The organism is Paenarthrobacter sp. C1 (assembly GCF_049315185.1).
Taxonomy (GTDB): domain Bacteria; phylum Actinomycetota; class Actinomycetes; order Actinomycetales; family Micrococcaceae; genus Arthrobacter; species Arthrobacter nicotinovorans.
The window spans coordinates 1,958,194-1,970,805 of sequence record NZ_CP186052.1 but is presented as its reverse complement, the minus strand read 5'-3'; the positions used below and the strand labels follow the sequence as shown (position 1 = coordinate 1,970,805).

At 58.1% G+C, this 12,612-nt stretch carries 13 protein-coding genes and 1 tRNA gene; 4 read left to right on the top strand and 10 right to left on the bottom strand.

What is annotated here, in order from left to right; genetic code table 11:
- Nucleotides 1–335 precede the first annotated feature (335 nt).
- Nucleotides 336–1,235 (bottom strand): sigma factor, encoded by a 900-nt coding sequence (locus tag ACNAOU_RS09315; protein ID WP_422758468.1) that lies wholly within the window; start codon nucleotides 1,233–1,235, stop codon nucleotides 336–338.
- A 183-nt stretch (nucleotides 1,236–1,418) separates the two neighbouring features.
- On the opposite strand from ACNAOU_RS09315, the gene ACNAOU_RS09310 reads away from it, so the two are divergent.
- Nucleotides 1,419–1,742 (top strand): ArsR/SmtB family transcription factor, encoded by a 324-nt coding sequence (locus ACNAOU_RS09310; RefSeq protein WP_091325166.1) that lies wholly within the window; start codon nucleotides 1,419–1,421, stop codon nucleotides 1,740–1,742.
- Here the strand turns inward: ACNAOU_RS09310 and ACNAOU_RS09305 are convergent.
- Entirely contained in the window at nucleotides 1,696–2,022 is a 327-nt protein-coding gene (locus tag ACNAOU_RS09305; protein ID WP_422758467.1) for a hypothetical protein, read from the bottom strand. The genes ACNAOU_RS09310 and ACNAOU_RS09305 overlap by 47 nt on opposite strands.
- A 377-nt stretch (nucleotides 2,023–2,399) precedes the next feature.
- On the opposite strand from ACNAOU_RS09305, the gene ACNAOU_RS09300 reads away from it, so the two are divergent.
- Entirely contained in the window at nucleotides 2,400–2,684 is a 285-nt protein-coding gene (locus ACNAOU_RS09300) for a winged helix-turn-helix domain-containing protein (protein WP_422758466.1), read from the top strand.
- Here the strand turns inward: ACNAOU_RS09300 and ACNAOU_RS09295 are convergent.
- From ACNAOU_RS09295 to ACNAOU_RS09275, 5 genes are all read right to left on the bottom strand, one after another.
- Entirely contained in the window at nucleotides 2,653–3,870 is a 1,218-nt protein-coding gene (locus ACNAOU_RS09295) for an alpha/beta hydrolase family protein (protein WP_326336399.1), read from the bottom strand. The genes ACNAOU_RS09300 and ACNAOU_RS09295 overlap by 32 nt on opposite strands.
- On the bottom strand, nucleotides 3,848–4,306 hold the full coding sequence (locus ACNAOU_RS09290; protein ID WP_326336400.1) for a hypothetical protein: 459 nt from the start codon (nucleotides 4,304–4,306) through the stop codon (nucleotides 3,848–3,850). Before ACNAOU_RS09290 ends, ACNAOU_RS09295 begins: the two co-directional genes overlap by 23 nt.
- Nucleotides 4,303–5,319, bottom strand: a complete 1,017-nt coding sequence (locus ACNAOU_RS09285) for a hypothetical protein (protein WP_422758465.1) — start codon at nucleotides 5,317–5,319, stop codon at nucleotides 4,303–4,305. The genes ACNAOU_RS09290 and ACNAOU_RS09285 overlap by 4 nt, the downstream gene beginning before the upstream one ends.
- Entirely contained in the window at nucleotides 5,316–5,528 is a 213-nt protein-coding gene (locus ACNAOU_RS09280; protein ID WP_422758464.1) for a hypothetical protein, read from the bottom strand. Before ACNAOU_RS09280 ends, ACNAOU_RS09285 begins: the two co-directional genes overlap by 4 nt.
- A 440-nt stretch (nucleotides 5,529–5,968) precedes the next feature.
- Entirely contained in the window at nucleotides 5,969–8,143 is a 2,175-nt protein-coding gene (locus ACNAOU_RS09275; RefSeq protein WP_422758463.1) for a KAP family P-loop NTPase fold protein, read from the bottom strand.
- A 399-nt stretch (nucleotides 8,144–8,542) separates the two neighbouring features.
- Between ACNAOU_RS09275 and ACNAOU_RS09270 the strand changes: the two genes are divergently transcribed.
- On the top strand, nucleotides 8,543–8,809 hold the full coding sequence (locus ACNAOU_RS09270; RefSeq protein WP_326335402.1) for a hypothetical protein: 267 nt from the start codon (nucleotides 8,543–8,545) through the stop codon (nucleotides 8,807–8,809).
- Between the two features lie 25 nt (nucleotides 8,810–8,834).
- Here the strand turns inward: ACNAOU_RS09270 and ACNAOU_RS09265 are convergent, their stop codons facing one another.
- Together ACNAOU_RS09265 and ACNAOU_RS09260 are read right to left on the bottom strand one after the other, a co-directional pair.
- Nucleotides 8,835–9,965, bottom strand: coding sequence for a tyrosine-type recombinase/integrase (locus ACNAOU_RS09265; RefSeq protein ID WP_422758462.1), 1,131 nt, complete (start codon nucleotides 9,963–9,965; stop codon nucleotides 8,835–8,837).
- 87 nt (nucleotides 9,966–10,052) lie between these two features.
- A tRNA-Leu gene (locus tag ACNAOU_RS09260) sits at nucleotides 10,053–10,134 on the bottom strand.
- 188 nt (nucleotides 10,135–10,322) lie between these two features.
- Here ACNAOU_RS09260 and ACNAOU_RS09255 point away from each other — a divergent pair.
- Entirely contained in the window at nucleotides 10,323–10,928 is a 606-nt protein-coding gene (locus ACNAOU_RS09255; protein ID WP_011774540.1) for an ANTAR domain-containing response regulator, read from the top strand.
- Nucleotides 10,929–11,063: 135 nt separating this feature from the next.
- Here ACNAOU_RS09255 and pyk read toward each other — a convergent pair whose 3' ends face one another.
- The gene (gene pyk, locus ACNAOU_RS09250) at nucleotides 11,064–12,557 is read right to left on the bottom strand and encodes a pyruvate kinase (protein WP_035733916.1); all 1,494 of its coding nucleotides are present in this window, start codon (nucleotides 12,555–12,557) and stop codon (nucleotides 11,064–11,066) included.
- Nucleotides 12,558–12,612 lie beyond the last annotated feature (55 nt).

Below are 12,612 nucleotides of genomic sequence, written 5' to 3'. Positions count from 1 at the left end.
CGGCGGCCGCGGAAGCAAGCGCCCGATAATCGGCCGTGACAGGCGGAACGGACGCCGGCAATTTGGGAAGTGGAGCCGACCTCGTTGGCTTCGCTGTAGCACTCGGGGAAGTGCTCGGTGGAGCCCTGTGGGTTTGAGACTCTGCCGATGGGACACCTGCCCCTTCAGTAGACGGGGACTCCCGCGGTGCGACCAGAACGAGAATGAGAGCGCCTAGGATGGCCGCCGACGCCAGGCCAAACACCCACCGACGAGCTGTTCGCCCGCGCCAAAGGGATCCCACCATGTTGCCTCCTTAGGCTGTTCATGGCTTAGCAGGCCGATAAGGACATGACTCAAACAGCCGAAGTCATGGAACTGCGAATGACTCTCCATGCCGTTTGATAGAGGCGACGGGCCGTGCCGATTTGAATCGCCACATATCGATCAGTGACTTTGAACTCCTCGGCAACCCTGGCTATGGCAACCTGCCGTTCGACGCCGTGATGTTCGGGTAGAACGATTGCTTCGGCCACTCCCCGCAGCAGCGGACTCGGCAGGCAACCAACGGCGTGCCGGCACAGACCGGGCATGTCGTGCACAGCTTCAGGATCTACATCCAACGCTTGGTTTATTGTCTTTGCAGTCTGCCGAACCGCTGTGACTGCATTCCAGCGGCGACGGTCATGCGGCGATGGAGGGGCGTATCGTCGCGGCTCGGTAAGGCTGCCCACCGCGAGGCGCCATACCGGAGCTGACACAGCGGCTCGAGTCAGCCCAAGAACCATGTGCGCCCATTCTTGATCGATGATCTCCTCGGCATCGCGGTAATCACGGGACACGACCAATACCGTTAGCTGCCGGAGTATCTCCGAGCTCTCACCTTCGCCCGGATCTATAAGCAGAGGAAGCGTCTTGTGGCCGAGCTCTCTACGGACGTGCGCGGCACAGACATTTCCGGTGACGCCTTGCACCCAGGCCTCGAACGGAACCCCAGGGATCTGTCGGTAGTTTCCTCGTGCCACCCCGTCCCAGACTGCCATCCTGATGTCTTGCATGACATCGTCCACATCGCACGAGCGGCCGATCCGAGCCAAGTGCGAGATGACGTATCGACGCACGCCTTCGACCGCTCCCATCATTTGGTCGACGGAAACTCGCAGGGTCGGCGCCACCGGACTCAGCAGCGAAATGTCCACCGGCGATGGGTTTAAGTTCTCTATTTCTGCCTTGCCCGCTAGGTGTTCCAGGCTCATGGCTCTCACCGCTTCGACTAACGGATTTGAATATCTTCAGCGTCACCAGATGGGGGCGACTCGACGTGGCAGGAACGATCCTGACCACAACACAAGCTTCTAAAAATTATTGTCAAAGATAATTAAAGTATCGTCAAGACCCTAGTTCTTACTTTTTGTATGTCGTTCAGCCAGAATGGAGCCATGCCACGGATCACGCAGCCTCACGACGACGCCTGGTCGCCTGACGTTGAAGACGCCGTGGCGACGTTCGGGAACCGCTCACGGAATGAGATTCTGAGGTTCCTGACGGCAAACGGTCCTGCGTCCAGAGGGGACATTGTCGCAGCGGTCAGCGCCGGCGAGCCCAGCGTCGCCAAACACCTCATCGCACTTGAGGAAGTCGGCGCCATCGAGGTCGACGTGGAAGCCGGACGGCGCCACGGCCGCTCTCCTCGCTACTCAGCGAATCCTGCCCGCATCAAGGAGTTGCTGGACGCTCATCTCCGGTATGTCTTGGAGGAGTAGCCGCGGCACGCTCCCCATTCGGGTGCAAGTCGATGTCTTTGTTCAGATACTCGGAGATTGCGCGCAGCGTTTCCGGCGAGACGTCCCCGAGCGTCCTAGCGGCGAATGACTTCACCCGGGCTGCCCTCAGAGACTTCACAAACTCCAACTGCGAGTCGATCCGTTCGGGAACGTCGCCTTCGACACCGTTCAGCAAATAGGAGGGATCGACGTCGAACATCTCGCAGATAGCCGCGAGCAGCTGAGGATCACTGACCAGGCGCCCTGTTCCTTCCTTCATGTAGAACCACCTGGCTCTGGAGATCTTGATACCTCGAGCTCGGAGCCCGGCCTCAATCTCCCTGAAAGTGACGGGCGAACCTCTCTCAGCTACAACGACATCGAGTAGCAGGTTCAACCGGTGGGCCAGAGCGGCTTGGGGCGACAACGCGTCCTCGCGACTTGCCCCGTTTGATTTCATGCTCACCCCGGAATCCGAACTCCACGTAATGACACTAAAAGACATGTCTTCTGGTGTCAGTATTTCGCGAGAGCGCGCGTGGAGCAACGGGCAACGGGCAACGGGACGACTTCTTTTCACGCCTTCCGCCGAGGCGTATCCTGTTGCTGTAGACCCGTCTACACCATCAGCCTCCACAATCGTGAGCCGTGGTTTGAATGTCGACATCCATCTTGATGAACCGAACACGGAGCCAGATCCTTCGCTTTCTCATCAGAAGCGGGCCATCGTCCCCCTGCGCCTTGGCTTCAGGGCTTCAGGCTCCTCAAACAACTGTTCGGCATCATCTCTTCATCCTTGAGTCGGCTGGTTACGTTCAGGCTTTGGCTGACGGGCGTTACTCCGCCCACGCCTCCCTCGTCGAGTGCCAGCTAATCGACCTAGCGGCCCAGTACTCAGTGCAAGTGCCTCCTACAACTCCGCCGCCGCTTGCTCAGGACTAGTTGCGGCCAACGGGAGACCGTGGAACCAGTCCTCGACTGATCGCTCCCACTTTTCGGGGTCGATATTCCACTCCAAAGAGTGGCCCTGAGCTTCAAACTCCACCAAGTCAATTAGGTCTGGCCTCAAGCTGGCAGCTTTCCAGGATGCTTCGAAGGGTGTTGTGTCGTCCTTCGCCCCATGGAGCACAAGGATCGGTTTGTTCAATTCAGTTGAGCGGGCCAGCCAATCCAGGGAATCGAGACATATTGGTTCAGCAAGGCCAGTCACCCACCGGAGGGCCTTGGATCGAAGAATGTTGAAGCCCAGTTGTACAAATGGAAGAGGTAGTCCGGCCGCCTTGGCGTTCGCTGCCAGGGTCGTTCGCCAGTCGAAGACTGGCGCGTCGAGAACCATCCCGACTACTCGCGATGAATTTGGCGACAGGGCCGCTGCTTGAAGGGCGATGGCAGCGCCGAGTGACCATCCAAAAAGGACAATACGTTCAGCGCCATTGGAAATGGCGTAGTTGATCCCGGCTTCGACGTCGCGCCACTCGCCTTGGCCGAGACTGTACCGGCCATCGTACGACGGCGGGGCGTCGCCGTCGTTGCGGAACGAGACTACCAGCGACGTCAGTCCCAGACGTCCTGCGACTGGTATGCCGCGAAGAGTGCCTGCCCGCTTACCGCCCATGCCGTGGATATGGATGGCCCATGCTCCGGGAATTGCGACACCAGCGGACGGGTCAAATCTCCACGCTGGGGCGACACCGATATCGACCGGAATCTCAACGTCTTGGTACGGCAAACCAAGTTGCCCAGGTTTCGAGTAGACATATCCGCTCCAGACACCGGCCCTGGCTTGTTTGAGGTCACCAGAGTCCACTCGCTCAACCTCCCGGATTACTGTGCTCCGGTCGTGGTTAGACTCAATGACAGGTCCCAAACACGCGTGACACCTCCCCTGATCGAACCAAAAGCTGTACTGTCCCGGCGCTCTCGTTTGTTCGGTTGCGGGAAGTTCGATTTCTAGAGATCCGTCTCCATTGGTGTGAACGGCCCGAACGTACAAACCCTCACGACGGCTGTATTTCGGGACTACAACCTGACGGGCAAAGTACGTTGCACCAGCGGCGCCGGCAAGCAGAGCCGCGGATGCAGCAAGAAGTCCAATCTTCAAAACCCTATGGCTGGTTGGTCTCGGCATCGTTCACCCCTTCGGCTCTCTTACGTTCGTCGATTACTTGGCGGAGCCTCATCAGGGTATCGGGAGAGATCCCTTGTAACTGACGAGCGGCAAAGTTCCTTACACGTGACTCACGCAAGGTACGGAGAAGTTCCAGTTGAGCGTCCACAAGCTTGGGTATTTCCCCGGCATCATCGAGGAGGTAGTCACGGTCCACGCCGAAGAACTCGGCAAGATTGCGGAGCAGCACAGGATCATTTGCCAGCGAGCTATCCCCGCTGCGCATATAGGCCCAGCGGGAGCGGGAAAGTGGAGTTCCACGCTGACTCATATGCCGATTGATTTCCGGGTAGGTCAATGCCTCCGATCCCTCGACCTCATAGAGGTCAAGAAGGAGGTTGAGCTTATGGGCCAATCTGGTCTGAGGGGTTTCGGAGGAACTGGCATCATCCGTCATATCGCCTGTTCCCGCTTCCGTCTACGAACTGGAACTTGGCGCACGAAAGGTCCCGCCAGATAGTTCTCAGCAGCATTCAAGACATTGAGTTCATGGATGTCCAAGGAGCTGCCCAAACTGGGCTCGACTAACAGTGCGTCCTGTACTTCGACAAGCATTCTATGGAGCTTTTGAGCCCGGTCCAGTCGCCTGATCATTTCGGTGTCTCGCACGAGCCGTACGTCTTGCCGCTTCTTTGTCGTCTTTTCCCAGATCTTTGTAAGACCGCTGACCAACTCCTCCTCGGTCACGGAATCCCTGTGGCGGAGAACTCGACGCGCTAAGGGCGGGATCGCCAGACCAACGCACAGGAAGGCCATGGCCGCAACAACTGCCGCATCGTAGATTGGCGAGACTGAACGCATAGCATCCAGTCGCCCCTGCAAATGCAGAATATCCATGACCAGCACGAGCAATACGAGGAGAACGGCAAAGCTACAGCCAACCCCGGTGCAGGTAAATGCCGTGCGGAAGTAGGGTCTCAACATGTCGCCGCGAAACCGGAAACACGTAATACCGGTGACGCTAACCACATAGCCGATGTATCCAAACTGGATGGATGAGTAGAGGGCGGCAGACCACTGGTCACCGTAATCCACCATGAAACGAGTGGAACTGCCTTGGGCGACGATGGCGCTGAAGCTGGCCGCAAGGCCCACAATCACGACGGCCAAGAGAATCATGCCAGCCCTGTCTCGTTTCTCGATCGCCTCGTCCGGTCTCGCCGCCCGAATGATTGCTCTCGAGAGAAAGTAGATCCCCACGACCATGGATACATTGGCCAACGGGTCAACGAAGTTTCGACCACCCAGTGCTGGATCGAGGCTCAGATAGACCTGATCGATGTTCAGCGTTAGGGCGACTGAAATTGTGATGGCCGCTGTCAGTACGCTGTGATCGCGCCGTACCCGGATTCCAGGGAGGAGACAGATGACAAGTAGCCAAATCAAGACAGCAGCCACTACCTGAATCATTCGAAGACTCTTTCGAACGATCTTGGTTCCCTCGCGCTATTCCTGATTGCCCCTGCAAAGAGATCCGCGAGTGATTCAGCGGCGGCTTCCAGGTCATCAGTGAAGCTGCTCCGGGCAAGGACGCGTGAGACGAGTCCCACGGGAAGGTTCGGGAACAGGACTTCTATGTAGTCGGCCTGGACGACTAGTTCGTCGTGCCTCAGGACCATGTGCCCAAGTTCGTGCAGGACGAACTGTTGCCGATGCAGCCCAGACGGACTGACGGCGTGCAAGATTATCTCGACGTCGTCCTTGGACAGCCACAACCCGCAGACCGATCCACCATTTAGTGCTCGGGCAGCTTCGATTTGTATGGGACGATGGCGGACGCTCTCGACCACTCCGACGAGCCGCTCCAGGTTCAGATGAGCAGGAAGCGCCAAAGAATCGAAGGCACTCGCGGCTCGTTCGGCAGGCGACTGTTCTGAAGGATATGGGTTCTTATTCATGAGCATCCCCAGTGATGCGTTCACCCTCGGTTCGTTGGAAGCCCAACGCAGATCGTGCTACTTGAGCCTCCTCGCGAACCCTCAAATCCATTGAACCCCCGCGCTCTGGACATGTCCAGAGCGCGGGAGTTCAATTCCCGCCCTCCCGCGGTCGACTAGACCTAGGGCGAGGGGTCTACGCCTTCATGTTGCTCCCTAAAGGATTTGACGATTCGTGCAAAGCTTGCCAGCGCGTAGGGCCTGCGTTCGTCTAGGGTCGGGTCGTGGTCGAAATAGGCGCGAAGGTCCGTTCTACTGCTAGGACTGGGTAAGTCGCCCAGCGTGGCTGCAACTTTTTCGATGCCAAGCATTGAGTCAACGGTTTCGGCCTCCAAGTCACCAACCGTCCGCCACTCGTTGGTGCCATCGCTCCCATGGCCTAGGGGACTTAAGACGACAAGAACATCAGCAACGTCCCGGTTCCGCCAACTCCCTATTAAGTCCCACAGCACCTTCTGGACATGCGTTTGGGAAGTCAGGTCACGTAGTGCATAGATGTTCCGAAAGGCTCGTTCGAAATCTGCGTCTGAAGTCTTTTCTTCGACGACGCTCAGGTACGATTCAATTTCGTTGGCAACGAACTCCCCAGCTTGCTCCATCCATTTAGGTGGCTGCTCTGCCTCCTCTTCGCCCGGTGAACGGATCAATTGTCTCAACAAGTCACTGACAAGGGTCAGACCAGAGAGCGTTTCGCAGGCCGCTTTAATGATTGGGATTGCATCCTCAGGAGCCGGCGGAATCAGTCGCTGCGCAAGCTGAAGTGCCGACCACGTGGGACGGTATGCGAGAAACCCTGACTCTGCTGCTCCAATGGCGTCGTAGTTCTTGCCAAGCAACCGCATCAGTCCCTCTACGGGCACATCGGAACCTTCGGTGTGACGCATGAGCTTCGCAACAACTAAGGGAGCGTCCTTTCGGAGTTTGGATTCGACTGTCGCCACCGCGATTCCTGGACGGGATTCTTGTAGTTCTCGAAGACACTCCAGCACCGTGCTTTCGGCAATGTCACTCCGAGGAATCCCAATTTGCGTATATCTGTGGAAGTAGTCAGGATGCCCCACGCCCTTGCGGTTGGAGAGGTCAGATTTCATGGCAGATCCGTACTCCATGTTGTCCCTTGCACTTCTCAGTGGGACAAACATTTCGGCGAGTAGTTCCCGCATCTCCTGTGGATGCTGGGCCCCTTCTTCTTTGATGTGCCCAAGCCAACGATCCCATCGGTCCCTATGGGACTCTTTAGACCTAACATTCCAGTAGCTGCCACTCGGTGAAAGCAACTCATCCGCTCGTCTTTCCACCAGGTGATACACGGACGGTTCAAACGTCCTCATAAATGTCATCAGTACGAAGTCCACGAAATCGACCTCACCCGCGACGTCCATCCAGGTTGCATCAACCTGTGTGAACAGTCTCTTGGCCGCACGGGGTTGATTGATATAGACATCCAGGCATTTACCCCAAGACTGGCTCATTCGTTTCATATCTTGCTCGGTTAGGTCCAGGCGATGATTTGTTAGTACTTCTTTAAGGACGGCATTAACCAAATCCAGACGATCCTCAGGGAGCATCGTGGGAATATCGAGCCGAAGTTGGATCATCTTTTCCATGTACTCCCGTGCCCGACTTTTTTCATCGGCAACCAGGCCAGTCCTTAAGAGAACGTCCTGAAGCGTCTTCTCGTCGTAGGACAACAGGTAGTAAATATTGGGCAGCCTTCCCAAAAGCCGTACAAGTTTGAACGTCATAAGAAGCTCGTCGGGACCTAGCCGATCAAGATCATCGATCAACATCAAGATTGGAGTATCGAGGTCTCGGAGTAGATCCTCGGCATCTGAACGCAGCTTCTCGGGACTGCGATCGCCGATGACTAGATCAGCGAGTATTTTGGCCGGAGCGGACAGATCCGCGCCGACCACACTACCCAGTTGACCAAGCGGAGCCAGCCTCGAGATCCAACCACCAATCGCTTCCCGTGCCCCCGAATTCTTTGAATCACCAGGCAGGGCTGCTCTGATCTCTGAAAAGAATCCTGGAACAGCGGTATCCAGAGACGAATATGACCACGGGTTGTACTTTGCGACTCGCCATTCCTCGCTTGTAGCCAAGGCCGCCTCAACCTCATTCAACAGCGTGGTCTTACCGCTACCCCAGGATCCAACGAGAGCAGCAACGGCGCTAGGCGTTCTGCTGCGAAGAACGTTCAGCGAGGACAGAATGCGGCTAACGATCCTCTCTCGCCCAAGTCCTTCTCCATGGTTAGCGATAATAAGAGGGTCATCACCATACAGAATCGACAAGTGTCATACTCCTTTGAGTTGGCTCGTGGCCTTGATCATAACCGAATAGGCTTGGCAGCACTGGCGAGCACAGGCATCCTACAAATGGCGTTTCGAGAGGCTTCCATTGCAAAACGAAGCCGCACCTAAGAAGACGATAGCTGGAGTGCCATTTGGAAGTTTCACACATCTCATCCCGCCCCGCTGAAACGGCCCTAGAGCGCTGCGTTGCCCTTAGCGACAGATTGCGCAGTACGACAAACATGAAAGCGGCTAGCTCAGGTAAGAAGCTAGCCGACTCGGCCCGCACCGCGGTGTGGTCTGGCTCGCCATCCGAACGAGTCATTCAACTTCGTCATGTCGCAATCGGCCCCAAAGTCTCATGAGACTGGAGATAGACCAAAACAAGACTGGACTGACATGGATTTGGAATTCTTTGAACCTGCCGAAGCTGCAGCCCTCATGCGCTGCAGCGAGGGTTGGCTGCGCGACGGCGCTGCGGCGGGCCGGTTTCCGCACGCTTGCTGGGGCAAGGGGAAAATCGTCTTTACGTCCGAGCACATCGCGGAGATCGCCAGGATTAGCGAGATATTGCCCGGCTCCCGTTCGGCACCCGATGTCCGCGAGCGAAGCAACTCCAACACTCGGCTCATAGGGACTAGAGCCCGTAACCGCTTGGCTTCCTAGAAGAGCATCAACGAGCCCGCCCACATCACCGCATGAACGCCGATACCGAACGCTCCGTGGCATCCGCCCCAGCCTGCAACGCTTCCGGCATGAGATGCCCATAAACGCCCTCTGTGGTCCTGGTCGATGCATGCCCCAACCGACGCGAGATCGTGAAGATGGGGACGCCGTCCTGAATCAGCCAAGAGGCATGTGTATGCCGTAGATCGTGAATGCGCGGATTCTTCCGCAGGCCGCGATCTTGAGCGGCCTTCACCGCAGGCATCCAGTAATGGTGCCAGAACAGCTTGTGAACGATCCGTTCCCCTTTTGGCGTGGTGAAAAGCAGGTCGCTGCTCGGGCGACCAGCCACCAAGGGAATCAACAACTCCACAAGGGCGGGATTCAACCCGATGGTCCGTTTGCCGGCGCCCGTCTTCGTCGGCCCAATGTAGAACTGGTTCTGCCCGTCCCGCTTCCACGCCTTGTTGATCCGGGCTGTCGCCGGCTTGCCGAGCAGATCAATATCCGCGACGGTCAGCGCCGTGGCTTCCCCAAAGCGCGTCCCAGTCATCACCAGGAAGTTGGTGAAGTCCTTGTACCGCTCCCCCATGCCGTCCATGATCAGGCCAAACTCCGCATGGGTCAGGAACATCATTTCGTCCTCGGCCTTTTCGACGCTCGGCAGCTGCACGCCGCGGCAGGGATTGCGCGTGATGTATCCCAGCATCTCCGCCGTGTTCATCGACACAGAGATCAGGCCGTGCACATTCTTGATCGTCTTCGGCGAGCGTCCCTTGGCCATCATCGACTTCACCCAATAGGCAATGAGTCGGTAGTCGAGCTTGTCCACGGGGACGTGGCCAATGACCTTCTTCACATGGAGATCGAGCATGGTCTGATACGTCTTCACTGTCCCGCTCGACGGCCGGATCAGCAGGTCGATGTGCTCCTGAACGACCTCACCGACGGTCGGCACACGCTTCTGGTTTGTGAGGATCGCGTGCTGGGCGATTTCGAAGTTCTGCCCATTGGCGTCGAGCAATCGCTTGAGCGTTTCTGCTTCGGATTCAGTGGCTACAGTAAGGCCCTGGGCCTTCCCAGTCTTGGGGTCCCGCCAGCGGACCATAAAGGACTGAGATCCGTCCTTTTTGGGTCGTTTAGAGATGCTGGCCATGCATAAAACGCTACGCCGCTGTACACACTTTTAGGGGTTTTGTACACAGTCAGGGGCCATATAGGCCCCTGACCTGCGACAACACAGTGCCCGAGGTGGGACTCGAACCCACACACCTTTCGATACCGCATTTTGAGTGCGGCGCGTCTGCCAATTCCGCCACTCGGGCCCGGAATACTGGGAGTTCAGCTGCTCTCATTCCTGTGAGCAACGCGATCCTTTCCCAGCACGCGAAATTACTATACATGCAGATAGGCTGATTCAAAGAACCGGGCGCGCTGATGCAACAAAAACCTGCCATCAAAGAGTCCACACTAAGATGGACATGAACCCGCCGAACCTTTTCAAGGAGATCCCGTGACCGAACAGACGGAGTCCACGTCTACAGCCCAGCCGGCCCGACGCGTTGTCGTAGCCGAGGATGAAACCCTCATCCGCTTGGACATTATCGAGATCCTGAAGGGCGAAGGGTACGACGTCGTAGGCGAGGCGGACAACGGCGAGAAGGCCGTGCAGCTGGCCGAGGAACTCAAGCCCGACCTTGTCCTCATGGATGTGAAGATGCCCGTCATGGATGGCATCTCGGCAGCCGAGAAGATCGTCAAGGCCCGCATTGCTCCCGTCGTCCTGCTGACCGCGTTCAGCCAGAAGGAATTGGTGGAGCGCGCCCGCGACGCCGGTGCCATGGCTTACGTCGTCAAGCCGTTCTCCCCCGCGGACCTGATCCCGGCCATTGAGATCGCCCTCTCGCGCCACGAGGAAATCAAGGCCCTGGAAAACGAGGTGTCCGACCTCCAGGAGCAGTTCGCCACGCGCAAGCTTGTAGAGCGCGCCAAGAGCCTCCTGACCACCAAGATGGGCCTGACGGAACCGGAGGCTTTCCGCTGGATCCAGAAGACCTCCATGGACCGCCGCCTCAGCATGCGTGAGGTTGCCGAGACCATCATCAACCAGGTCAACTAACTAAACGCAACGCACGGCCGCGTACCTCGCATGAGGTGCGCGGCCGCCGTCGTACTCACCACGGATTAAAGAAACCCAAGACAAAACACAGCCGGCCCCGCCAAATGGCGGGGCCGGCTGTGTCAAAGCTGAGGCTTAGTTCTTGGCCTTGGACTTCTTTTCGGGCCAAGGACCAACAGGTTCCTTACGCGAACCGTCGTCGGTCTTGGAGGTGTCGGCGAGGTCGCCTACCTTGTGGACCTTCAGCGAGTTCGTGGAACCGGCCTGCCCTGGAGGGGAACCGGCTGCGATGACAACCAGGTCGCCTTCGTCCACGAGATCCATTTCCAACAGGCTCTTGTCCACCTGTGCGGTCATCTCGTCGGTGTGGCCCACGGAGGGAACCAGTACCGGCTGGATGCCCCAGGTGAGGGCCAGCTGGTTCCAGACGTGCTCCACCGGCGTGAACGCGAAGACCGGCTTGACCGGGCGGAGGCGCGAAAGGCGGCGTGCCGAGTCACCGGACTGGGTGAAAGTACAGATGTACTTTGCATCCAGCTGGTCGGCGATTTCGACGGCGGCACGGGTGATGGCGCCACCGCGGGTCTTGGGCTTGGTACCCAGCGGGGGTACGCGCTCAAGGCCGTGGACTTCGGTGGACTCGATGATCCGTGCCATGACCTTGACGGTCTCGATGGGGTACTGGCCCACGGAGGTTTCGCCGGAGAGCATGACTGCGTCGGCGCCGTCGAGGACTGCGTTGGCGCAGTCGGAGGCTTCGGCGCGGGTCGGACGCGGGTTGTCGATCATGGATTCGAGGACCTGGGTGGCCACGATGACCGGCTTGGCCCAGCGGCGTGCCAGTTCGATGGCACGCTTCTGGACGATCGGCACCTCTTCGAGCGGCAGTTCGACGCCGAGGTCGCCACGGGCAACCATGATGGCGTCGAACGCGTCGATGATTTCGTGGAGCTGCTCCACGGCCTGCGGCTTTTCGATCTTGGCGATTACCGGCACGCGGCGGCCTTCTTCGTCCATGATCTCGTGGACGCGCTTGATGTCGGAGGCATCACGCACGAACGAGAGGGCGATCAGGTCAGCACCGCGCTTGAGGGCCCAACGGAGGTCGTCCTCGTCCTTTTCGCTCAACGCGGGAACGTTGACGGCAACACCGGGAAGGTTGATGCCCTTGTTGTTGGACACCTTGCCGCCGACGGTGACCGTGGCGACAACCTTGACGTCGTCAACTTCGATGGCGCGCAGCGCCACCTTGCCGTCGTCGATCAACAGTGCGTCGCCGACGTTGACGTCCTCGGTGAGGCTCTTGAGCGTGGTGGAGCAGATGTCCTTGGTGCCGGGAACGTCTTCAGTGGTGATGGTGAAGGTGTCGCCGACAGCCAGCTCGTGCGGGCCGTCAACAAAACGTCCAAGGCGGATCTTGGGTCCCTGGAGGTCGGCCATGATGGCCACGGGCTTGCCCAACTGGGCCGCAGCCTTGCGGACGTTCTCGTAGGTGTTGTCGTGCACGGAGTAGTCGCCGTGGCTCATGTTCATGCGAGCAACGTCGACGCCGGCCTCCAGCACCGCGAGGGTGTTGTCGAAGCTGGAGATAGCCGGGCCGAAAGTTGCCACAATTTTCGCGCGTCTCATATACCTACCCTAAGTAGTTCATGCTGATTGAGTAAAAGATCAGTTCCTGCCGGCG